21 protein-coding genes are annotated in these 21,940 nt (G+C 55.6%); 7 read left to right on the top strand and 14 right to left on the bottom strand.

What is annotated here, in order from left to right; all coding sequences use genetic code 11:
* Positions 1–8 precede the first annotated feature (8 nt).
* From V6940_RS09355 to V6940_RS09345, 3 genes are all read left to right on the top strand, one after another.
* Positions 9–3,266, top strand: a complete 3,258-nt coding sequence (locus V6940_RS09355) for a DUF5107 domain-containing protein (protein WP_333495656.1) — start codon at positions 9–11, stop codon at positions 3,264–3,266.
* Positions 3,267–3,332: 66 nt separating this feature from the next.
* Positions 3,333–4,766 (top strand): sugar porter family MFS transporter, encoded by a 1,434-nt coding sequence (locus V6940_RS09350; protein WP_333495655.1) that lies wholly within the window; start codon positions 3,333–3,335, stop codon positions 4,764–4,766.
* Positions 4,766–5,605: an aldose 1-epimerase gene (locus V6940_RS09345; RefSeq protein WP_333495654.1), complete on the top strand. Its 840-nt coding sequence runs from the start codon at positions 4,766–4,768 to the stop codon at positions 5,603–5,605. The genes V6940_RS09350 and V6940_RS09345 overlap by 1 nt, the downstream gene beginning before the upstream one ends.
* Before the next feature lie 40 nt (positions 5,606–5,645).
* Here V6940_RS09345 and potD read toward each other — a convergent pair whose 3' ends face one another.
* The 4 genes from potD to potA are packed head-to-tail and all read right to left on the bottom strand — an operon-like array spanning position 5,646 to position 9,474.
* Positions 5,646–6,692, bottom strand: coding sequence for a spermidine/putrescine ABC transporter substrate-binding protein PotD (potD, locus tag V6940_RS09340; protein ID WP_333495653.1), 1,047 nt, complete (start codon positions 6,690–6,692; stop codon positions 5,646–5,648).
* Between the two features lie 16 nt (positions 6,693–6,708).
* On the bottom strand, positions 6,709–7,500 hold the full coding sequence (gene potC, locus V6940_RS09335; protein WP_185666385.1) for a spermidine/putrescine ABC transporter permease PotC: 792 nt from the start codon (positions 7,498–7,500) through the stop codon (positions 6,709–6,711).
* The gene (gene potB, locus V6940_RS09330; protein ID WP_333495652.1) at positions 7,497–8,354 is read right to left on the bottom strand and encodes a spermidine/putrescine ABC transporter permease PotB; all 858 of its coding nucleotides are present in this window, start codon (positions 8,352–8,354) and stop codon (positions 7,497–7,499) included. The genes potC and potB overlap by 4 nt, the downstream gene beginning before the upstream one ends.
* On the bottom strand, positions 8,338–9,474 hold the full coding sequence (gene potA, locus V6940_RS09325) for a spermidine/putrescine ABC transporter ATP-binding protein PotA (protein ID WP_333012861.1): 1,137 nt from the start codon (positions 9,472–9,474) through the stop codon (positions 8,338–8,340). Before potA ends, potB begins: the two co-directional genes overlap by 17 nt.
* A gap of 267 nt (positions 9,475–9,741) precedes the next feature.
* Between potA and pepT the strand changes: the two genes are divergently transcribed.
* Positions 9,742–10,968: a peptidase T gene (pepT, locus tag V6940_RS09320; protein WP_333012860.1), complete on the top strand. Its 1,227-nt coding sequence runs from the start codon at positions 9,742–9,744 to the stop codon at positions 10,966–10,968.
* 96 nt (positions 10,969–11,064) lie between these two features.
* Here pepT and V6940_RS09315 read toward each other — a convergent pair whose 3' ends face one another.
* The 10 genes from V6940_RS09315 to V6940_RS09270 all read right to left on the bottom strand — a co-directional run bounded on the left by V6940_RS09315 (position 11,065) and on the right by V6940_RS09270 (position 19,772).
* Positions 11,065–12,186, bottom strand: a complete 1,122-nt coding sequence (locus V6940_RS09315) for a ribosomal protein uL16 3-hydroxylase (RefSeq protein WP_185669972.1) — start codon at positions 12,184–12,186, stop codon at positions 11,065–11,067.
* A 76-nt stretch (positions 12,187–12,262) separates the two neighbouring features.
* A complete protein-coding gene (gene phoQ / locus V6940_RS09310; protein WP_333495651.1) occupies positions 12,263–13,726 on the bottom strand; it encodes a two-component system sensor histidine kinase PhoQ in 1,464 nt (487 codons plus the stop codon).
* On the bottom strand, positions 13,723–14,397 hold the full coding sequence (gene phoP, locus V6940_RS09305) for a two-component system response regulator PhoP (RefSeq protein WP_035896075.1): 675 nt from the start codon (positions 14,395–14,397) through the stop codon (positions 13,723–13,725). Before phoP ends, phoQ begins: the two co-directional genes overlap by 4 nt.
* Before the next feature lie 123 nt (positions 14,398–14,520).
* Positions 14,521–15,891 (bottom strand): adenylosuccinate lyase, encoded by a 1,371-nt coding sequence (gene purB, locus V6940_RS09300; protein ID WP_333495650.1) that lies wholly within the window; start codon positions 15,889–15,891, stop codon positions 14,521–14,523.
* Between the two features lie 3 nt (positions 15,892–15,894).
* Complete coding sequence (gene hflD / locus V6940_RS09295; protein ID WP_035896078.1) at positions 15,895–16,536, bottom strand: high frequency lysogenization protein HflD; 642 nt, start codon at positions 16,534–16,536, stop codon at positions 15,895–15,897.
* Positions 16,537–16,610: 74 nt separating this feature from the next.
* The gene (gene mnmA, locus V6940_RS09290; RefSeq protein WP_035896079.1) at positions 16,611–17,720 is read right to left on the bottom strand and encodes a tRNA 2-thiouridine(34) synthase MnmA; all 1,110 of its coding nucleotides are present in this window, start codon (positions 17,718–17,720) and stop codon (positions 16,611–16,613) included.
* A gap of 53 nt (positions 17,721–17,773) precedes the next feature.
* Positions 17,774–18,235, bottom strand: a complete 462-nt coding sequence (locus V6940_RS09285; RefSeq protein ID WP_185669975.1) for an NUDIX hydrolase — start codon at positions 18,233–18,235, stop codon at positions 17,774–17,776.
* Positions 18,236–18,292: 57 nt separating this feature from the next.
* Entirely contained in the window at positions 18,293–18,622 is a 330-nt protein-coding gene (gene csgC / locus V6940_RS09280; RefSeq protein ID WP_333495649.1) for a curli assembly chaperone CsgC, read from the bottom strand.
* Positions 18,623–18,680: 58 nt separating this feature from the next.
* Positions 18,681–19,217: a curlin gene (locus tag V6940_RS09275; protein ID WP_333495648.1), complete on the bottom strand. Its 537-nt coding sequence runs from the start codon at positions 19,215–19,217 to the stop codon at positions 18,681–18,683.
* 48 nt (positions 19,218–19,265) lie between these two features.
* Positions 19,266–19,772, bottom strand: a complete 507-nt coding sequence (locus tag V6940_RS09270; protein WP_333495647.1) for a curlin — start codon at positions 19,770–19,772, stop codon at positions 19,266–19,268.
* 701 nt (positions 19,773–20,473) lie between these two features.
* Here V6940_RS09270 and csgD point away from each other — a divergent pair.
* The 3 genes from csgD to csgF are packed head-to-tail and all read left to right on the top strand — an operon-like array spanning position 20,474 to position 21,939.
* Positions 20,474–21,124: a biofilm master transcriptional regulator CsgD gene (gene csgD / locus V6940_RS09265; RefSeq protein ID WP_185670000.1), complete on the top strand. Its 651-nt coding sequence runs from the start codon at positions 20,474–20,476 to the stop codon at positions 21,122–21,124.
* A 2-nt stretch (positions 21,125–21,126) separates the two neighbouring features.
* Entirely contained in the window at positions 21,127–21,516 is a 390-nt protein-coding gene (gene csgE / locus V6940_RS09260) for a curli production assembly/transport protein CsgE (protein ID WP_442910789.1), read from the top strand.
* A 9-nt stretch (positions 21,517–21,525) separates the two neighbouring features.
* The gene (csgF, locus tag V6940_RS09255) at positions 21,526–21,939 is read left to right on the top strand and encodes a curli production assembly/transport protein CsgF (protein ID WP_185669980.1); all 414 of its coding nucleotides are present in this window, start codon (positions 21,526–21,528) and stop codon (positions 21,937–21,939) included.
* Position 21,940: the final 1 nt, after the last annotated feature.

Genomic DNA, 21,940 nt, shown 5'->3' with positions numbered 1-21,940 from the left:
AGAGCTGAATGTACAGTGCAGTGAAGGTTTGGCAAGAAACCGTATCCCTCCCGACATGGACCACCGGCGCCGAAGACCCTAACCCGATGTTTCTCGAAAAGCGCGTCTATCAGGGCTCATCCGGCGCGGTCTGGCCTTATGGGGTGATTGATACCCTGACCGGTGAGCGTGAAATGCGCGACTACCGGGCGGTCTGGATGGAGAATGATTTCATTCGCGTCATGCTACTACCGGAACTCGGCGGGCGTATTCATCGCGCCTACGATAAAGTCCGCGAACGTGACTTTGTCTACTACAACGAAGTGGTGAAACCGGCGCTGGTCGGTCTGCTGGGGCCGTGGATCTCCGGCGGCATTGAGTTTAACTGGCCGCAGCATCACCGTCCGACCACCTTTATGCCGGTTGACGTCACTATCCAGGCGGGCAAACAGGGCGAACAGACGGTATGGATGGGCGAAGTGGAGCCGATGCGTGGTCTGCAGGTGATGGCGGGCTTCACGCTCTATCCGGACCGGGCGCTCATTGAAATTACGGGCAAGGTCTTTAACGGCAACGCCACCCCGCGTCATTTCCTCTGGTGGGCTAACCCGGCGGTGAAGGGCGGCGACGATCACCAGAGCATCTTCCCACCGGACGTGACCGCCGTTTTCGACCACGGCAAGCGCGCCGTATCGGCATTCCCTATCGCCACCGGTACGTACTACAAGGTGGACTACTCCGCTGGCGTGGATATCTCACGCTATAAAAACGTGCCGGTACCGACCTCCTATATGGCGGAAAAATCAGACTATGACTTTGTCGGCGCCTACCATCACGGCGAGCATGGCGGGCTGCTGCACGTTGCAGACCATCATGTCTCACCGGGCAAAAAACAGTGGAGCTGGGGCTATGGCGATTTTGGCCAGGCCTGGGATCGTAATCTGACCGATGAGAACGGCCCGTATATCGAACTGATGACCGGGGTCTACACCGATAATCAGCCAGACTTCACCTGGCTGGCCCCGTTCGAAGAGAAGGTCTTTGTGCAGAACTTCCTGCCGTATGGCGAATTGGGGCGGGTGCACAACGCCAGCACTACGCTGGCAATCAAACTGGAACGCAGTGACGACAGCGTCACGCTGGGCGTCTACGCCGTGGCGCCGCTCCATGAAGTCAGCGTTGTGCTGACGGCCGAGGGCGAACCGCAATGGGAGACCGTTATCTCGTTAACGCCGGGGGAAAGCTGGCAGCAGACGCTGCCATCGCCGGGGCCACAACGTTTATCGCTGGCGGTGCTGGATGCCACCGGAACCACGCTGTTGCGCTATGACGAGCATATCCCGCAGGAGACCCCGCTGCCGGATGCGGCACAAGCCCCGGCGCAGCCAGAGGCGCTTGATAACCCGGATGAACTCTATTTCATCGGCCAGCACCTTGAGCAGTACAACCACGCCAGCCGTCATGCGCAGGACTACTACCGCCGGGCGCTGACTATCGACCCTCACGATTATCGCAATAACGTCGCGCTCGGTACGCTGGCGCTGAATGCCGCCGATTGGGGACAGGCGCAGCAGTGCGCGGAAGCCGCGCTGGTGCGCGCGCATCGTCTGAATAAAAACCCGCGCGATGGCGAGGCCAGCTGGCTGCTGGCAACGGCGCTGGAACGTCAGGGTAACGACGATGCAGCATGGGATAGTTATTACAAAGCGAGCTGGAGCGGTAACTGTCGCGATGCGGCCTTCTGGGCGCTGGCGCGGCTGGCGATGAAGCGCGGTGACTATGCTGATGCGCTGGAAAAAGTGGAGAAAAGCCTGCTGTTTAACGGCAGCAACAACCTGGCGATGGGGCTGAAGGCGCTGGTTCTGGCGCGTCTCGGTCGGGAGGACGAAGCGCTGCGCTGGATCGCCCAACAGCTTTCGCAGTATCCGTTGAGCTACCCGCTGCACTATGCGCGCTTTGCGATCCGCGGTGATGCTGCCGATCGTGAAACGCTGCTGCAGGTGACGGGGCAGCGCGGAACCAACGCCAGTATTCTGGCCGGCTGGCTTGTCTCGCTGGGCCTGCGCGAAGACGCGCGAACGCTGCTGGCCATCCTCGACAGCCAGGAGACGCTGCCGCTGCTGTGGCGCGCGGCGCTGGGTGACGATCGTGCCGCCAATCTGCAACGGGCCCGGCAGGCCTTTGCTCTGCGGGTGCGCTTCCCCAATACCCTGGACGAAGTGCAGATGCTGCAACAGCTTCAGGACTCACCTTTTGCTATCTGGCTGCTGGGCTGCTTCTGGTACAGCAAACGTCGTTACGACGAAGCCGTCGCCTGCTGGAAGCAAACCCTGACGCTGGAACCGACCTTTGCCCCAGCTCACCGTCTGCTGGGTATCTGGCAGTGGAACAAACAGCACGATGCCGATGCCGCGGCGCAAAGTCTGGCGCAGGCGGTGGCGCTGGAACCTGAGAATGCGCGCTTCCTGTTTGAGCTGGACTGTCTTGCGAAGCTGAACGCAGAAAGCGTCGAGACCCGCCTGGCTCGACTCAATGACCGCCTGAACGTGGTCTTCCGCCGCGACGATCTGACCGCCGAACTGCTCAGCCTGTGGCATGCCCACGGTGATTATGATGCTGCCGCTGATGTATTGCGCGACCGAGTCTTCCATCCGTGGGAAGGCGGTGAGGGGAAGGTTACCGGCCAGTATTTGCTGAATCAGATGCATCGTGCGTTAGCGCAGAACGATCCTAACAAGGCCACTGCACTACTGGAAGCTGCACTGCACTATCCGCATAACCTGGGAGAAGGTCGCCTGCCGGGGCAAACGGATAACGACATCTGGTATCTGCTGGGTGTCTATGCCTCTCAGATGGGCCAGCACGAACAGGCGCGGTACTACTTCAGCCGTGCCCGTGACGGCGAGTCGGTACTGGAGGCAGGGCGTTACTACAACGACCAGCCTGCCGACTACCTCTTCTGGCAGGGGATGGCGCGTCGGGTTCTCGGCGATAACGCCGGGGCTGACGCGCATTTCCGCAGCTTTATCCGTTGGGCTGAAGCAAATCGTGATACTGCGCCGGAGAGTGATTTCTTCGCGGTATCCTTGCCGGACCTGGTGGCGCTGGATAGCGATAGTCGCCAGCAGCATCAGCAGCACTGCCTGTTTATTGAGGCGCTGGGCTGGCTGGGGCTGGGAGAACGTGAACGCGCCAGTGAATTGCTGACCTGCCTGCTGGCGCTGAACCCGGCTCACGACAAAGCACACCTGTTCCGCCATGTGCTGAAACGCGAGCTGTTGCCATAACATAACAGCGGGTGGCATGAGCCACCCGCCACTCTGACCCTGCGTTTTCCGACTGAGGAAATCAACATGAAAGCTACCGAATTAAAAATGGGGTATGTCTGGACCATCTGCCTGGTCGCCGCCTGCGGTGGGTTGCTATTTGGCTATGACTGGGTGGTGATCGGCGGTGCGAAGCCGTTCTACGAAGCTTATTTTAATATCACCGACCCGGCGCAGTCCGGCTGGGCGATGAGCTCGGCTCTGGTGGGTTGTGTGCTCGGCGCGCTGATCTCGGGCTGGTGTGCCGACAAATTTGGTCGCCGTCTGCCGCTCATTCTGGCAGCCATTCTCTTCAGCGCGTCGGCGTGGGGAACGGCGATGGCCAGCAACTTTGACATGTTTGTGGTGTATCGCATCGTCGGCGGTGTCGGGATTGGGCTCACCTCTGCGCTCAGCCCGCTCTATATCGCTGAAGTAAGCCCGGCGGAAAAACGCGGTCGCTTTGTGGCTATCAACCAGCTGACTATCGTGATTGGCGTGCTGGCGGCGCAGCTGGTCAACCTGCTGATTGCTGAACCGGTCGCCGCCGGAGCAACCCAGCAGGCGATCGTGGAAAGCTGGAATGGGCAAACGGGCTGGCGCTGGATGTTTGGCGCGGAGCTTCTGCCGGCGGTGGCCTTTTTACTGCTGCTGTTTATCGTGCCGGAATCGCCGCGCTGGCTGATGAAGGCCGGAAAAGAGGCCCGCGCCCGTCAGATGCTGGAACGCATTGGTTCGCCGGAATACGCCAGCCGCACCCTGAACGATATTGCCCATACGCTGGCGAAAGACAGCCAGCGGGTTGCTTTCTCTACGCTGTTACAGCCGCAGGTTAAGCCGGTAGTGATAATGGGCATCGTGCTGGCTATCTTCCAGCAGTGGTGCGGCATCAACGTGATTTTCAACTATGCACAGGAGATTTTTGCCTCCGCCGGGTTTGATATCAACGGCACGCTGAAATCGATAGTCGCGACCGGGATTATCAACCTGGTCTTCACCATCGCCGCGCTGCCGCTGGTGGATAAACTGGGGCGTCGCAAGCTGATGCTGCTGGGCGCGAGCGGCTTAACGGTTATCTACGCGTTGATTGCCGGAGCCTATGCGCTGGGTATTATGGGCTGGCCGGTGCTGCTGCTGGTGCTGGCGGCGATCGCCATCTACGCTCTGACGCTGGCGCCGGTCACCTGGGTGCTGCTGGCGGAGATTTTTCCTAACCGCGTGCGCGGGCTGGCGATGTCGCTGGCAACGCTGGGGCTGTGGGTGGCCTGTTTCCTGCTGACCTATACCTTCCCGCTGCTGAATGCCGGGCTGGGGGCTGCGGGCAGCTTCACGCTCTATGGCATCATCTGCGCGCTGGGCTATCTCTACATCCTGCGTAACGTGCCTGAGACGAAAGGCGTGACGCTGGAGGCACTCGAAGAGCAACTGGCGGCAAGCCACCAGAAAAGCGCAACGGCAGCCAACACCGGTCGGGCGCACTGATGACCGAATTGCTGCTTGAGAATGCGCATCTGCGGATGCGCATTACCCCGCAAGGTGGCGCTGTGCTGAGCCTGGAGCGGGTGGCTGACGGCCAGCCGCTGCTGCGCGCAGGGAAGGGAGCGCGGCCGGATGATGTGGCGCTGTTTCCTATGCTCCCCGTGGCGAACCGGGTACGCGATAATCGCTTTAGCCTGGCGGGAGAGCGGATAACGCTGCCGGACTCTCCGGTGGATAACGACTTCTTCCTGCATGGCGACGGCTGGGTAAGCCGCTGGACGGTGGCATCACAGACGGCGCAACGCTGCGTGATGACCCTGAGCCAGCGGCACCGCGGCGGCTTCGATTATCAGGCCGAGTTGAGCTATACGCTGGTGGGCGCGCGTTTGCGGGTGGCGATAACTCTGCGCCATCGCGGGGCCAAACCGATGCTGTACGGCATGGGGATCCACCCGTTCTTTACCCTCGATAGCGGCACGACGCTGACGTTCTCTTCCGCTGGCTACTGGCCAGAAGGGGAACAGCATTTGCCTGAACGATGGCAGCCTGTGCTGCCTGAAGATGCCGACTTTAACCGACCTATGCCGGTCGCCGACCGCTGGCAAAATGTCGGCTATTCGGGCTGGGGTGGCGTGGCGACGCTACGACGATCTGACATGACGGTGCAGCTGACGGCCCGTACGCCCTGGCTGATGCTGTATCACCCACCAGGCGAAGCGTTTGTCTGTCTTGAACCGCAAACCCATCCGGTCGATGCGCACTCGATGGAAGGACAGCCGGGGTTAGTGTTGCTGAGGGCGGGAGAGGAGATGCATTTTACGGCGGAGATAGCGCTGGTGTAGCCCGGCGGCACAGTGGCTGCCGGGCTAGCGGGGCGGTAAATTAACGTCTCGCTTTCAGCTTCTGGTAATACTCTTCATACAGCGTGCTGGCGCTGCCGACATCGTTCTGCCATTCGCCTTTGTTGATGGTTTCGGCATCCGGGTAGAGCGATTTGTCGTTAGCGACTTCCGGGCTCAGCAGTTTGCGCGCCGCCAGGTTTGGCGTTGGGTAGCCGATGGTTTCCGCCACCTCTTTTGCCACGTCCGGGCGCAGCAGGAAGTTAATCAGCTTCAGCGCGCCTTCTTTGTTTTTGGCATTGGCCGGAATAGCGAGGCTGTCCATCCAGAAGATACCGCCTTCTTTTGGCCATACCACTTCCAGCGGCGTACCGGCCTGACGGGCAACGAACGCGGAGCCGTTCCACACCATCCCCAGATTCACTTCGCCTTCCATATACGGGTTAGCCGGGTTGTCGGAGTTGAACGCCGCCACGTTTGGCATCAGCTTTTTCAGCTCGTTGTAGGCCGCTTCAATCTCTTTCGGGTCGGTGGTGTTGCCGGAGTAGCCGAGCTTGCGCAGCGCCACCTGGAACACTTCACGGGCGTCGTCGGTCAGCAGCAGGCTGCCTTTATATTCTGGCTTCCACAGGTCGGCCCAACTGGTGACGGTTTTCGGGTCAATGGCATCGCTGTTGATACCAATCGCCGTGGCGCCCCAGATATACGGGATCGAGTAATCGTTGTTCGGATCGAACGGCTTGTTGAGCATCTCTGGGTCGAGGTTCTTAAAGTTGCTCAGCTGGCTTTTGTCGATCTTCTGGATCATGCCCTCTTTGCGCATCTTGTCGACAAAGTAGGTCGACGGCACCACCAGATCGTAGGCACCGTCTTTGTAAGTCTTGAGCTTGGCGTACATGGTTTCGTTCGACTCATAGGTCGAATAGATAACCTTGATGCCGGTCTCTTTGGTGAACTGTTCCAGAAGGCCTGGCGGCACGTACTCCGTCCAGTTATAGAAATAGAGCGTTTTGCTATCGTCCGCGTGGGCCGCACTTATGCCGAGCGCTAAAGCACCTGCCGCGAGCAGGTGGCGTGACCATTTTTTCATTTTACGTCCCCTGAGTTTAGTGCCTGACCTTCAGGCTCTTGGTTTTATCTCGTGCAATCAGCTGGCTGGCAATGACCATCACCAGCGATAGCACCAGCAAAATCGTTGCCAGCGCATTCACTTCTGGTGAAACGCCAACTTTCACCATCGAGTAGATCTTCAGCGGCAGAATTTCATAGCTTGGCCCGGTCACGAACGACGAGACCACCACGTCATCCATCGACAGGGTAAAGCTTAACAACCAGCCCGCGGCCACCGCCGGCAGCGCCAGCGGCAGAATAATTTTGCGCAGAATAGTCAGTTCGCTGGCGCCCAGATCTTTCGCCGCTTCCAGCATGCGCACGTCAAAGCCTTTGAGGCGCGAGTAGACGGTGACCACCACGAACGGCAGGCAGAAGGTGATGTGCGAGAAGAGCAGCGACCAGAAGCCCAGTTGAATCCCGAGCAGCATAAACAGCACCAGCAGGGATATCGCCATCACGATATCTGGCGACATCATCACCACGAACAGCATGCCGCTGACGAACGGTTTGCCGCGAAAGCGGTAGCGGTACAGTGCCACGGCGGTGAGCGAGCCAATCAGCGTGGCGGCGGTGGCGGAAAAAATCGCCATCGTCAGCGAGTGCTGGGCCGCCTGTAGCAGGCTGTCGTTGTTCATCAGCAGGCTGTACCATTTAGTGGTGAAGCCCTGCCAGTTGATCCCGAAACGCGAACTGTTAAACGAGTTGACGATCAAAATGATTATCGGGATGTAGAGATAGGCATAAATGGCGGACATAAAGCCGCCGCGCAGCAGTCGACCGATCATTCCAGCTCCACCTTCTTGTTCAGCAGGCGCGAAGCGCGCCAGTACACCAGCAGCATCAGCCCCATGACCACGGTCAGCGTAATGCTGGTGGCCGCGCCAAACGGCCAGTCGCGGATGTTGAGGAACTGGCTCTTGATGACGTTACCAATCAGCAGGTTTTTCGCGCCGCCCATCAGGTCAGAGACGTAGAACAGTCCCATCGCCGGCAGCATCACCAGCAGACAGCCGGCGATAATCCCCGGCATGGTCAACGGAATGATGATACGGATAAAGGTTTGCAGCTTGCTGGCGCCGAGGTCTTTAGCCGCTTCCAGCAGCGGTTTATCGAGCTTTTCAATGCTGGAGTAGAGCGGCATTACCATAAACGGCAGCAGAATATAGACGAGACCGATAATCACCGCGCTGGGGGTGAACATGATGCGGATAGGGGTATCAATAATACCCAGCCACAGCAGGAACTCGTTGAGATAGCCCTTAGTGCTGAGGAAAATTTTCAGCCCATAGATGCGAATCAGCGAGTTGGTCCAGAATGGAACAATCAGCAAGAACAGCAGCAGCGGGCGCACGTTATGCGGCAGGCGCGCCAGAAACCAGGCGAAGGGATAGCCCAGCACCAGGCACGCCAGCGTAGCGATAAACGCCATGTTCAGCGAGTGCAGCAGCACCTCGGCATATAGCGGGTCAAGCAGCCGGGTGTAGTTGTCCAGGGTAAAGACCATCTGGACGAAGTTGGCATCATCACGCGTCAGGAAGCTGGTGATGATGATCATCAGGTTGGGCAGGAACACGAACAGCACAAGCCAACCGACGATGGTGGCAATCACCACATTCTGGAACTTACTTGTGCTCTTCATCAGCCAGTACAACCTCCCAGCTTTCTACCCAATTAATCGCCATTTTCTGATCTAACGAGTGGTCAAAGTCGGGGTCGTCTTCGTTGAAGAATTCACTGACCATCACCATTTTGCCGTTCTCAAGCTCTACCACCGACTCCAGCGTCATGCCTTTATAGTTACGCTCGCGCACGTAGCCAATCAGGCCGTCGACGTCGGTACCGTCGTGAATTTCATCGACGCGCAGATCTTCCGGGCGCAGCAGAACGTTGAGCTTCTGTCCTGGAGTGACCGGGAATTTGACGTCAATATTGCATTCGCGGCCTTCGACGCTGGCGCGAACGCGCAGCTCGTCGAGACGTTCAATGACGGTGGCGTTGAAGATATTAATCTCGCCGATAAAGCTCGCCACGAACAGATTCTTCGGCTCTTCGTAGATTTCGCGCGGCGTGCCGTCCTGCTCAATTTTACCGTCGCGCATCACCACGATACGGTCGGACATGGTCAGGGCTTCTTCCTGATCGTGGGTGACGAACACGAAGGTGATCCCGAGCTTGCGCTGCAGCGCTTTCAGTTCGTTCTGCATCTGCTTACGCAGCTTGTAGTCGAGCGCGGAGAGGGATTCATCGAGCAGCAGCAGACTCGGCTTGTTGACCACGGCGCGGGCAATGGCGACGCGCTGTTGCTGCCCGCCGGAGAGCTGGTGCGGTTTACGCTGGGCAAATTCTTCAAGCTGCACCATACGCAGCGCATCGTGAACCCGTGGGCTGATGTCATTTGCCGGCGTTTTCTGCATCCGCAGGCCAAAGGCGACGTTATCGAAAACGGTCATATGCGGGAATAGCGCGTAGCTCTGGAACACGGTATTGACGTGGCGGTTTTCGGCAGGCACGTCGGTGATGTCCTGGTTTTCCAGATGGATGGTCCCGGCATCGACGTTTTCCAGCCCAGCGATAAGGCGAAGAACGGTTGTTTTACCGCAGCCAGAGGGGCCAAGCAGCGTGAGGAACTCGCCGTTATTGATGGTCAGGTTCAGATCGGAGATGACCGTTTTCCCATCGAAATCTTTGCGAATTCCCGCCAGTTGCACCAGCGGTGAAAGCGAACGCGATTTTGTATTCAATTTCTTACTCTGTCCCATGTCAACACACCGGATGGCTTACCGATGCGGGGTTTGTGGTTATCCACCTTTAGACGTTTAGAGGTCTGAGATTTATTAATAAGGGCTGGCATTCTACGGCAAACGATACCCAATCGCCAATCCTTGTCTAAGCTACCTTAGGTATATCTGATGATTAGCGACGAATTGATGAAAAAAATGGCCTTTGCCGGGCTAAAAGTGACCTGACGCAATATTTGTGTTTTCCTGCTTATTGATAATGTTGTCACAAAAAGTGAGGGTGGCTACATGGATAAATTGCTTGAGCGTTTTTTGCAGTACGTTTCACTGGACACACAGTCGAAGCCCGGCGTGCGTCAGGTGCCGAGTACCGAAGGGCAGTGGAAACTATTACATCTGCTCAAAGAGCAATTGGAAACAATGGGGCTGGTTAACGTCACGCTGAGCGAGAAGGGAACGGTGATGGGCACCCTCCCGGCGAACGTCAGCGGCGATATTCCGGCGATCGGTTTTATCTCCCATGTTGATACCGCTCCGGATTTCAGCGGCAAAAACGTCAATCCGCAAATTGTTGAAAACTATCGCGGCGGCGATATCGCGCTGGGGATTGGTGATGAAGTGCTGTCACCGGTAATGTTCCCGGTGCTGCATCAGCTGCTGGGGCAGACGCTTATCACCACCGACGGCAAAACGCTGCTGGGTGCCGATGATAAAGCCGGTATTGCCGAAATCATGACCGCGCTGGCGGTGCTGAAAGAGAAAAACATTCCGCACGGCGATATTCGCGTGGCATTTACCCCGGACGAAGAGGTCGGCAAAGGGGCGAAGCACTTTGATGTCGACGCCTTTAACGCCCAGTGGGCCTATACCGTGGACGGCGGTGGCGTGGGTGAGCTGGAGTTTGAGAACTTCAACGCGGCCTCTATTACCATCAAGATTGTCGGCAACAACGTGCATCCGGGTACCGCGAAAGGGGTGATGGTCAACGCACTGTCGCTGGCGGCTCGCATTCATGCGGAAGTACCGGCCGACGAGAGCCCGGAAACCACCGAAGGCTACGAAGGTTTCTACCATCTCACCAGCATCAAAGGCTCGGTGGATCGCGCGGAGATGCACTACATCGTGCGTGATTTCGACCGCAAGCAGTTTGAAGCACGTAAGCGCAAGATGATGGAGATTGCCAAGAAGGTAGGGAAAGGTCTACACCCGGATTGCTATATTGAGCTGATAATTGAAGACAGCTATTACAATATGCGCGAAAAGGTGGCCGATCATCCTTATATTCTGGATATTGCCCAGCAGGCGATGCGCGATTGCGATATCGAGCCGGATCTCAAACCGATTCGCGGCGGCACAGACGGTGCGCAGCTGTCGTTTATGGGACTCCCGTGCCCGAACCTCTTTACCGGCGGCTATAACTACCACGGCAAGCACGAGTTTGTGACCCTGGAAGGGATGGAGAAGGCTGTGCAGGTGATTGTGCGCATTGCGGAGCTGACTGCGAAACGCGGTTAATTAGCAAAGAAAACCCGGCGGCGCGTCGCTTGGCCGGGCTACAATCGTGCAATATGTAGCCCGGGGGAGCGAATGCGACCCCGGGGTTATCGCGCTTTACTCAGCAAAAAACCAATACCCGCTGTTCACCAGCGCGGCCAGCATCGCCAGGAAGGATGGGTCGTCCAGCGCCTCACCAAAATGCTGGCTCTCCAGCATAATACTGCCCGCCATCGCGTCCAGCGCCTGCTGATGCGGTGAATCTACTTTCTCGCCGTTAACGAAGAAGTCATCGCCGATACGAATCACCCGCAGGCCGCCCAGACGTTGCAGCATATCGCCCTGTTGCAGCGCATCGTAAATTTCGTCTGGCTGATACGGTGGCTCTGGCGGTGCGATATCCAGCTCATGGCGCGACTGGCTGATAAACTCGCCCAGCCACTGCTGGAAATGCTCCGGCTGCTGGATCAACCCGAGCATCATGTCGCGCAGACGATCCACTTCCTGCGGCAGCAGATCCGCTGGATGATCGCGTGACGGTACGTCCGGGTCGCTGTAGTGCTGGTTGCCGAGGTCGCGCTGCAGAATATAGTCAGCAAAGCCGCTAATCAGCTCGCGGCTGTTCGGCGAACGGAAGCCTACGGAGTAGTTGAGTGAATTCTCCAGCGCATAGCCTTCGTGCGGGAATCCTGGTGGAATATAGAGGATATCGCCGGGCTCCATCTCTTCATCGATGATCGCTTCGAACGCCTGCACCTGCAGCAGATCCGGATGAGGACAGTGCTGCTTGAGCGCGGTTTTCTCGCCCACGCGCCAGCGACGACGGCCGGTACCCTGAATAATAAAGACGTCATACTGATCGACGTGCGGGCCAACGCCGCCGCCCGGCACCGAGAAGGAGATCATCAGATCGTCAATGCGCCAGTCGGGAAGGGCGCGGAATGGGCGCATCAGCGCGCTGGAGGGTTCGTGCCAGTGGTCAACAGCCTGAACCAGCAGCGACCAGTTGCTTTCACCGAGGTGATCGTAGCTTTCAAAGGGACCGTGGCTGACCTGCCAGTTACCATCAAGGTGGCTTACCAGTCGGCTATCGACTTCATTTTCCATCGCCAGACCAGCCAGTTCATCCGGTGAAATAGGGTCAATAAAGTTGGCGAAGCCGCGTTTCAGCACCACCGGGCGTTTTTGCCAGTAGCGCGCCATAAAATCGGGCCAGTTTAACGTTAAGTGGTATTCCATATTGATATTTCCGCAGCAGATGTATGTCCGGATTATACATCGTATTCACAAAACTACCCTGCTACGGAAACATTATTTACCCTTCGTGACTCTCCAGACCCTGATGCCCGAAAATGACCTCCATTTTCACCCCGCCGAGCAGGCTTTCGTGGGCAATGATCTGTCCGTCATACTGGTCAACAATATCGCGGGCTACCGATAGACCAACCCCTTGTCCTGGGCGTAACGTGTCGGCGCGCTGGCCTCGGTCAAAGACGATGTCGCGCTTGCTTTGCGGGATGCCAGGGCCGTCATCTTCGACAAAGATATGCAGATAATCATCGGTCTGACGGGCGGAAACCTCGACGAACTCAAGGCAGTACTTGCAGGCGTTATCCAGCAGGTTGCCCATTACTTCCATAAAGTCGTTCTTCTCGCCGACAAAGGAGATCTCCGGCGAAATGTCCAGGGTGATGTTGACCCCTTTACGCTGATAGACCTTATTAAGCGCCGACGTCAGGCTGTCTAACAGCGGGGCGACCGGGTGAAGTTCGCGGCTAAGCAGGGTGCTATCGCTACGCATGCTGGCGCGATGCAGGTAGTAGCCAATCTGCTGCGAGATGCGGCTAATCTGTTCCAGCATCACCGGCTCGGCCTCGCTGACGGTGATCTTTTCACTGCGCAGTGAACGTAGTGAACTTTGCAGCACCGCCAGAGGTGTTTTCAGGCTGTGGGTCAGATCGGTGAGCGTAGTGCGGTACTTGTCGTAGCGATCGCGCTCGCTTTTCAGCAGCCGGTTCAGGTTGCGCACCAGACTCGTTAACTCACGGGTAGTGTCGGGATTCAGATGCTCGCGGTGATGCTCCTCCAGCTCACGAACCTCGCGGGTGAGGTCGGCGATGGGGCGTAGGCTCCAGTGGGCAGCAATCCATAGCAATGGGATAACCAGTAGCAGGTTGGCGGCCAGTACGTAGGAGAACCAGCTCCAGACCATATAGGAACGCTTAAGCTCAATCGGAATGGTATCGACGACGACGATGGTCAGCGCGGGCATCAGGCTGGTGGCCGGATAGCTGTTGACCGCCACCGAGTGGGTCATCTCCGAATCGTCGCCTTCCTGACGCATCTCGGTCAGCTCTTTTTGCATCTCATGATCGTCGCGCAGCAGGGTGCTGCTAGCGGTAGCATCGGCTTCTACCTCATAGAATCCGTTGCCTTTTAACCAGTCGGGTTGAATGCTCTTCACCAGCCACGGCAGATCTTTTTGCTGCCACAGCAGTTTGCCCTGCTCGTTATAGATCAGTGCGACCGTGGGGCCCTGCATATTGAGATTTTCGGGGATATCGACGTGCAGCGCGTTGTCTTCCCATTTGGAGAGGGTATAGAACAGGTTGCTCTCGCCGCGCAGCAGACGGAAGGTGGTTTTATCGAAGCTGACGCTGTAGCCAACCAGTGCCACCATGCCGTAGGCCAGTGACAGCACGATAACCACCGCGGCCGTCGCCAGCAGGAAACGCATCCGCAGCGACAGCGGCAGGAGATGCCGACGTAAGCTCTTCATTCGCGTAGTTCGAACAGATAGCCCTGACCGCGCACGGTGATAATCACGTCCTGGGGATACTGAGCCTGAATTTTCTTACGCAGGCGGCCCATCAGTACGTCGATGGTGTGGCTCTCGCGCAGCTCCGCATCCGGATAGAGCTGAAGCATCAGGGAGTCTTTGCTGACCACTTTCCCGTTATTGCGGATCAGCGTTTCCATAATGGTGTATTCAAACGCGGTGAGCTTAATCACCTCGTCATTAATGGAGAGTTCGCGGCGAGAGAGGTCAACCTGGAACGGCGGTAGGGAGATAACCTGTGAAGCATGGCCGCTGTTACGGCGCATCAGTGCCTGCATACGAGCCGCCACTTCCTCAATATGGAAAGGTTTGGTGACATAGTCGTCGGCGCCCGCGCTCAGTACTTCGACCTTATCCTGCCAGCTTTCACGTGCGGTGAGCACCAGAATAGGCAGCGAAATGTCGTGGCTGCGCCAGCGGCGGATTAGCGACAGGCCATCCTCGTCGGGAAGCCCTAAATCAACAATCGCAATATCCGGGATATGCTCGCCTAAGTAATAGTCTGCTTCCTTCGCGTCTTCTGCGGCATCCACCTGGTGGCCCATTTCCTGGAGCTGAACTTTCAGGTGGTGACGTAACAGAGCGTTGTCCTCTACGACGAGTACGCGCATGCTGTTTCTCCATTAAATTAATGACGTGAATAGTTTAACGCGATTATGAGCTTATGGAGATAAACATTAACTAAATTGGCGGGAAAGTCCCCTCCTTCAGGAAGAAGGAGGGGGAGGGCGGGATTATTTCAGCTCGTCAACCATGGTGATGGCGCGGCCGATATAGTTCGCCGGGGTCATGGCTTTCAGACGGGTTTTCTCTTCTTCCGGCAGCGCCAGACCGTCGATGAACTGCTTCATACCTTCGGCATCTACGCGCTTGCCGCGGGTCAGTTCTTTCAGCTTCTCGTACGGTTTTTCGATACCGTAGCGGCGCATCACTGTCTGAATTGGCTCAGCCAGGACTTCCCAGTTGTGATCCAGTTCGTCGAGCAGACGATCGCGGTTCACTTCCAGTTTGCTCACGCCTTTCAGGGTGGACTGGTAGGCGATCAGCGCATAGCCAATACCCACGCCCAGGTTACGCAGCACGGTGGAGTCGGTCAGGTCACGCTGCCAGCGGGAAACCGGCAGTTTGCTTGCCAGGTGCTGCAGCACGGCGTTGGACAGGCCCAGGTTACCTTCGGAGTTTTCGAAGTCGATCGGGTTGACCTTGTGCGGCATAGTGGAAGAACCGATTTCACCGGCGATGGTTTTCTGCTTGAAGTGGTTGAGCGCAACGTAACCCCACACATCGCGATCGAAGTCGATCAGAATGGTGTTGAAGCGAGCGATGCAGTCAAACAGCTCGGCAATATAGTCGTGCGGCTCAATCTGGGTGGTGTACGGGTTCCACTGAATGCCCAGAGAGGTGACGAACTCTTCGCTGAACTGGTGCCAGTCAACGTCCGGATACGCGGCGATGTGGGCGTTGTAGTTACCAACCGCGCCGTTAATCTTGCCGAGGATCTCAACCTGTGCCAACTGACGGTACTGACGCTCCATACGGTAGGCCACGTTCGCCATCTCTTTACCGATGGTTGACGGCGTGGCTGGCTGACCGTGAGTACGGGAGAGCAGCGGAATATCACGATACTGAACGGCCAGATCTTTGATGGCATCGATGGTTTTGCGCCAGTACGGCAGCACCACTTCTTCGCGCGCGGTTTTCAGCATCAGCGCGTGGGACAGGTTGTTGATGTCCTCGGAGGTGCAGGCAAAGTGAATGAATTCCGACACGGCGTGCAGCTCAGGCACGGCCGCGACTTTTTCTTTCAGGAAATACTCAACCGCCTTCACGTCGTGGTTGGTGGTACGCTCGATAGTCTTAATGCGTGCCGCGTCTTCTTCATTGAAGTTTGCCACGATGCTATCGAGGAAACCGTTTGCGTCGGCAGCAAAAGCAGGAACTTCCTTGACGGCTGCGTGCGCGGCCAGCTTCTGCAGCCAGCGTACTTCGACTTGTACACGGAATTTCAGCAAACCGTATTCGCTGAAAATCTCGCGCAGCGCGCTGACTTTATCGCCGTAGCGTCCATCGACAGGGGAAACGGCGGTCAGTGAGGATAATTCCATAGATCATAACTCCGGGGTTAAATGAGCAAGAATTTGTTTGGCCTGAGTGGTCAGGCGATTACGAGAAAACATCAGCTGTAGACGGCCACCGCCAACCTGGTGCCACAGCACCGCGGCGCGGATACCTGCCAGCAGCGAAGCGCGGACCTTAGACTGCACCTGCGGGCTTTGCAGCACGGCAGGGGAGCCGGTCACCTGAATTCGCGGGCCAAGCGGGCTAATCACGTCCACATAGATACCTGCCATCGCGCTCAGCAGGGTGTCTGACTGTAAATCAAAATGGTCGAGCTGGCGTTGCAGACCGGTAATACGGTTGCCCAGAATATCCATCGCTCCTTTGGCGGCGGCGAGCTTACGCTCCAGCACCATCAGGCTGAGGGTATAGCGGGTCAGTTCTGCGTTCAGACCCTGACGGCTGCTGGCGTTCAGCACCGCGAGCAGGGTTTCAAGGCCGAGGCGAAGATTGGCTTCACTGCCACCGAAGACGCCCAGCGCAGAGTCTGGGTTGAGATCGATAATACTGTTCAGCGAGACGTGTAACGCATCGCCGTCGCAGTGCCCCTGATGGGCTAGCTGCTGCACCAGACGGGCTGACTGGCAGATGCCGGCCAGCGCCAGGGTGATGTCATAGTAATTCTTCGCCACGCTCACTCCTTGTTGGCATCTGACCTGCGGCGCGACGCGGGCCAGAGTGCGTTATACCCTATCGAGGCAGGGCTTTATTCCACTGGCAGCGGCAGGCGCTGCTCAATCACGCCGCCACCCAGACAGATTTCCCCGTTGTAGAACACGGCGGACTGACCTGGGGTGACTGCGGCAACAGGTTCTTCAAAACGAACCTCAATACGGCCTTCATCCAGCGCGGTGACGGTGCACGGGATATCGGTCTGGCGATAGCGGGTCTTCACGGTGCAGCGGAACGTGCCGGTGACCGGTTCGCGGTCAACCCAGTGCAGCTGCTGTGCGATAAGACCAACGGACATCAGACGCGGGTGATCGTGACCCTGGGCGACAACCAGCACGTTGTTTTCAACGTCTTTGTCGACCACGTACCACGGATCTTCCGTCCCTTCTTTGGTCCCGCCAATACCCAGACCTTTACGCTGACCGAGCGTGTGGTACATCAGCCCCTGATGGGTGCCGATCTCTTCGCCGTCAACGGTGATGATTTTGCCCGGCTGCGCCGGCAGGTAGCGACCGAGGAACTCGCGGAATTTACGCTCACCGATAAAGCAGATTCCGGTAGAGTCTTTTTTCTTCGCGGTGATGAGATCCAGCTCTTCGGCGATTTTACGCACCTGCGGTTTTTCCAGCTCGCCGACCGGGAACAGGCTCTGTGCGATCTGTTCGTGGCCCAGCGTATAAAGGAAGTAGCTCTGGTCTTTGTTGCCGTCGAGGCCACGCAGAAGCTGGCTTTTACCGTTCACATCCGCGCGGCGCACATAGTGGCCGGTTGCGATGTAATCAGCGCCCAGATCTTCAGCAGCGAACTCGAGGAAGGCTTTAAATTTGATCTCTTTGTTGCACAGGATATCCGGGTTCGGCGTACGGCCCGCTTTGTACTCTTCCAGGAAGAGCTCAAATACGTTATCCCAGTATTCGGCAGCAAAGTTCACGGTGTGCAGCTCAATACCGAGCTTATCGCACACCGCTTGTGCATCGGCCAGATCCGCCGCCGCAGTGCAGTATTCCTCGCCGTCATCTTCCTCCCAGTTCTTCATGAACAGGCCCTCCACCTTATAGCCCTGTTGTTGTAACAGGTAGGCGGAAACGGAGGAATCAACACCGCCGGACATGCCGACGATCACTTTTTTCTGGCTTTCTGACATTGGAATACTCACGACATTGGACTTCAAGGCGGCATATTCTATCACGCGGCCCTTTACTTGACACCCTCTGTAAACGGCCAGTTAAATTCGCCGATTAATGATAGCGGATAGCGTGCATCCTGCTGATAGCTACGAATACTTTCGGCAACCAGCGCGGAACGCAGGTTTTTAGCCTGCAAAATCTCGTCGGCGCTGAGCCATAAACAGCGGTCAATGTCGCTATCGTGCGGTTCGGTCGCGCAGATGCTGTCGAGTTCAATGACGAACAGGAATCGCAGGAACGGCGTGTTGTCCGGGGCCAGCCACTGGTGCATTCGGAGAAAATGCTGCGGCTTAGCGCGGATGCCGGTCTCTTCCCATAGCTCGCGCTCGGCGGCCTGGGCCAGCGTTTCATCTGCCTCAAGGTGGCCTGCGGGCTGGTTCCATAGCGCTTTGCCGTTGATGGTCTCTTCAACGACCAGAAATTTATCTTCAGCGTGAACCACGCAGGCGACGGTAACGTGTGGCTTGAACATGCGGCATCCTTATCGAGCGAGAAAGAAGATAAGGATATAAAGAAGAAGAGGGGGAAATCAAACTCGCGCCGACGATTGCCAGCTTTGCTGCACGATGATGCCCTGGCGGTTGCTGAGGGTGACGGTCACTTGCGCCCACTCTCCCGGCGGCAACGTCAGCGTCATGCTGGCCAGCGGCTGCGGCTTTTTCCCCTCAAGCGTAATGCTGCCGCGCTGGCTGCTGGAGCTTTGCCCGGACGTCCCCTGATGAATGACGCTTACGGTTAACTGGCACTGACAATCGTCGGCCAGCGTGACCATCGGAGTAATAACGACCGCATCGGCCTGCTGTTGGGTATCAAACCAGAGCTGATTGCTGAGGGCGGCGGCGATAAGCAGCAGATGCATAGGAGCCTCCTTTTGGTGAGTGAAATCAGCCGGATGAGAGGCTCATCCGGCTGTAGTGTTATTGCTGTGAGGTGTACGAGTTATTGTGGTTACCGCTTTGGTTCACAATCGTCAGCGAGTTATTGTACGACTGGTTAACGTTGCTGTTGTTGTACCAACCGCTCTGGGAGACCAGCACCATCGCGTCATGGGCGGACTGGCCGACGGTTGAGCCGTTATAGCTGCCGGTCTGTTTCACTTCAATCGAGCTTCTATCGCCGGTCTGCACCGCCGTTGAGTAGTTACCGTTACCGGCCTGGTCGATGCTCGTCAGGCTGCGATCGCCGGTCTGGCTTGCCACCGAGGTGTTGTTACTGCCGCCCTGATGCACATCGATTTTCGATTTGTAGGCGCTGCTTTGCACGGCGCTTGAGGCGTTGCTATTGCCAGACTGGTAGACATGGATCATGGCATCCCAGTTACCGACCTGAGGCAGCGTCGGGCTGCTGTACTGCGGGAACTCTGACGGACCGCCGCCACCTGAATGGCTACCGGAGGCCAGTGCTGAACCCGAGACGAACAATGCTGACAAAACAACAATTTTCCACGTTTTCATGAAGATACCCCATAGGTTTATCGATAGTTAACTCACCCGTACCGCTTGCTAATTTTGGGTAATGCGAATTGCCATTCCTGCTGAGTTTTGCACAACGCCCGCGCTGCGGTTTGTGCCCGTTTGATTAATCTGCGTAATATTGCCGTTGCCTTTATTGACAATTTCCGCAAAGTTATCAAAACCCGTTTGCGTAATATCTGCCTGATTACCCGTGCCTGCCTGCACTAATATTGCGGAGTTATTCGTCCCTGATTGGGTAACATTGGCAGTATTACTATTGCCGTATTGAGCCAGCGCCGCGCGATTATTAAAGCCACTCTGGCTTAACGTTGCGGCATTATGTCCACCAAACTGCGAAATTGAGCCAAATAAATGACTGCCAGACTGAGTAATAGCAGCGAAATTTCCACTGCCTTGTTGACCAGTAATAGCAATTTTATCGTAGCCCTGATGGAATTTATCCAGCCCGGAGAATTCTGAGCCCGCTAAATCCCCTCCAGCAGTTGCCAGACAGGAATAACCCAATACGGGTATTAATAAAAACCACTGTTTCATAATGGCACCTTGATTTAACCGACGGTTAAAGTCAGGAGTTAAATCGGCGCGCCAATAGCCTGCTTATGAATAATTGGCTGCGCTGATTTATGGCTTGAGTATGTCGGAGGGGAGAAACTAATTTTTTCGCCTGAATTGCGTATTTTGAAAAATCACGTCAGTCATTAGTATGAGTTTTTTGAGGGCAGCTCGTGATTGGGCGCGGTGCGTACGGGATGTTACCGGTATGTGTTCTTACACGATCAGTACGTATTGGTTTACACCTTCCGCAAAACCCACCATTTCTATGACAAATAATGTCAGCTCTCATTTACACCCACTGCCTTTTTTGGTGGGTCTGGCAATATCATGCATAAAATACGATGTATCTATGAAGCCAATCCCCTAATTTTGCTAAAGGGCAATCCCGCTATTTTTTGTAGGAAAATCAGCAGTAAGGTGTAATTTGGCTGAAACAAACTGACACGATCTTGTTACAATTTGAAACACAAATAATCCTTGCGATAAAAATGGCAATGTCTAGATTGAACAGTATTGCAGCACTTTCTGGAAACAAGCGCCAATTGTGCGTCCATTTTCCCTTTATTGTCATACTTATATATCAGCAACTACACAGAACAGCACCTCTTTCTTGATATGCATTTTTTATGCATATCAGAAAGAGAGCTTGTTCCGAGCAGCAAGCGGAATGGGGTTTCATAATGCCGATAGAAATAGAAGCGGTGAATAATGATGCGTTAATGCTAATAACCCGGCCTTCATTGCAGGCCACTGCCCTTGTACATCAACTCAGAAGTTCGTTAACGATTAATGTCAAAACCCAGAATATTTTAAAATCGCTCGATCAGCTGAAAGCGGAGCGATTGCTGGTGCTTTTTGACTTAAGCGAGTCGGATAAAAAACGGAATTTACTCTGGCAAACGGAGTTGCGGCGGTTACGCGATAAAGTCAAAGTCCTGTTGATCAATATGCCGGATGATTACGCCTTCCACGAAGTGGAGAGCTGGCCGGGGATTAGCGCGGTATTCTACTTATCCGTTGACGAGCACACCCTGATTGAAGGCATCCGTAACGTGCAGAAAGGCGGCTGCCATTTCCCTCACGATCTCACCAGTTATCTTATTAATCAATCAGGTAGTTACCGTTATCATGATGATACCAGCGGGCTGACGCAGCGCGAGAAGGATATCCTGAATAAACTCAGGATGGGCGCTTCAAACGTGGAGATCGCCAGGCTGCTGTTTATCAGCGAAAATACGGTAAAAACGCATCTCTATAATCTTTTTCGCAAGATTGCAGTTAAAAACAGAACGCAGGCCGTCTCCTGGGCTAACGAAAACCTCAGGCGATAGTTATGAAATATTTATTCCGTATTACAGCATTAATATTGATGCTGATGGTATCGCATGCCAGTTATCCAGCTGAAGTCGAAGTACCGGGCCTGGTTACCGATAACACGATTACGCGGGTCGGGCATGATTTTTATCGTGCCTTCACCGACCACTGGGAGGCGGAATACCCTGCGGCTATCACAATTAATGAACGCCCCAGCGCACGCTGGGGTAGTTGGATAACGATTAAAATCGACCAGGATGTTTTATATCAGACTTTTTTATTTCCGAGTAAAAAAGACTTTGATAAACAAGTCTCAATGGCCATCGCTGCTGTTTATGACTCTGTATCGAAAAGAGCCATTAACAAAGCATTATTAAATACCGGTGATTTGACCCACGACGAGTTCTAGGAGCGTACGATGAAAGTGCTTTCTGTGATGCTTGGCATCGGCTTGCTATCGACTTCAGTTCATGCTGGGAATTTAACCTTCCAGTTTATTAACCCTAATTTTGGCGGTAATCCCAATAACGGTGCATTTTTACTTTCAGAAGCGAATGCGCAGAACTCTTATAAAGATCCCAATGCTTATGATTGGGGGGCTGTTTCGGGAACATCGGCATTAGATAATTTCTCTTCCGCCGTTCAGTCACAATTATTGGGTAGCCTAATGGGAAATGTCTCCAGCGGTAAACCGGGACGGTTAGTGACCAATGATTTTATTGTTGACATTAAAAATGTCGACGGTCGGCTCCTGATGAATATTCTCGATCGTAAAACCGGGAAATCCTCAACCATCGAAGTTGACGGTCTGAACAGTGTTTCATCAAATTAAT

Origin of the sequence: Kluyvera sp. CHPC 1.251, from assembly GCF_036759945.1 — a bacterium.
Lineage (GTDB): Bacteria > Pseudomonadota > Gammaproteobacteria > Enterobacterales > Enterobacteriaceae > Kluyvera > Kluyvera sichuanensis.
Note: the sequence above shows the minus strand (reverse complement) of the source record. Positions and strands in the feature narration are given on the sequence as shown.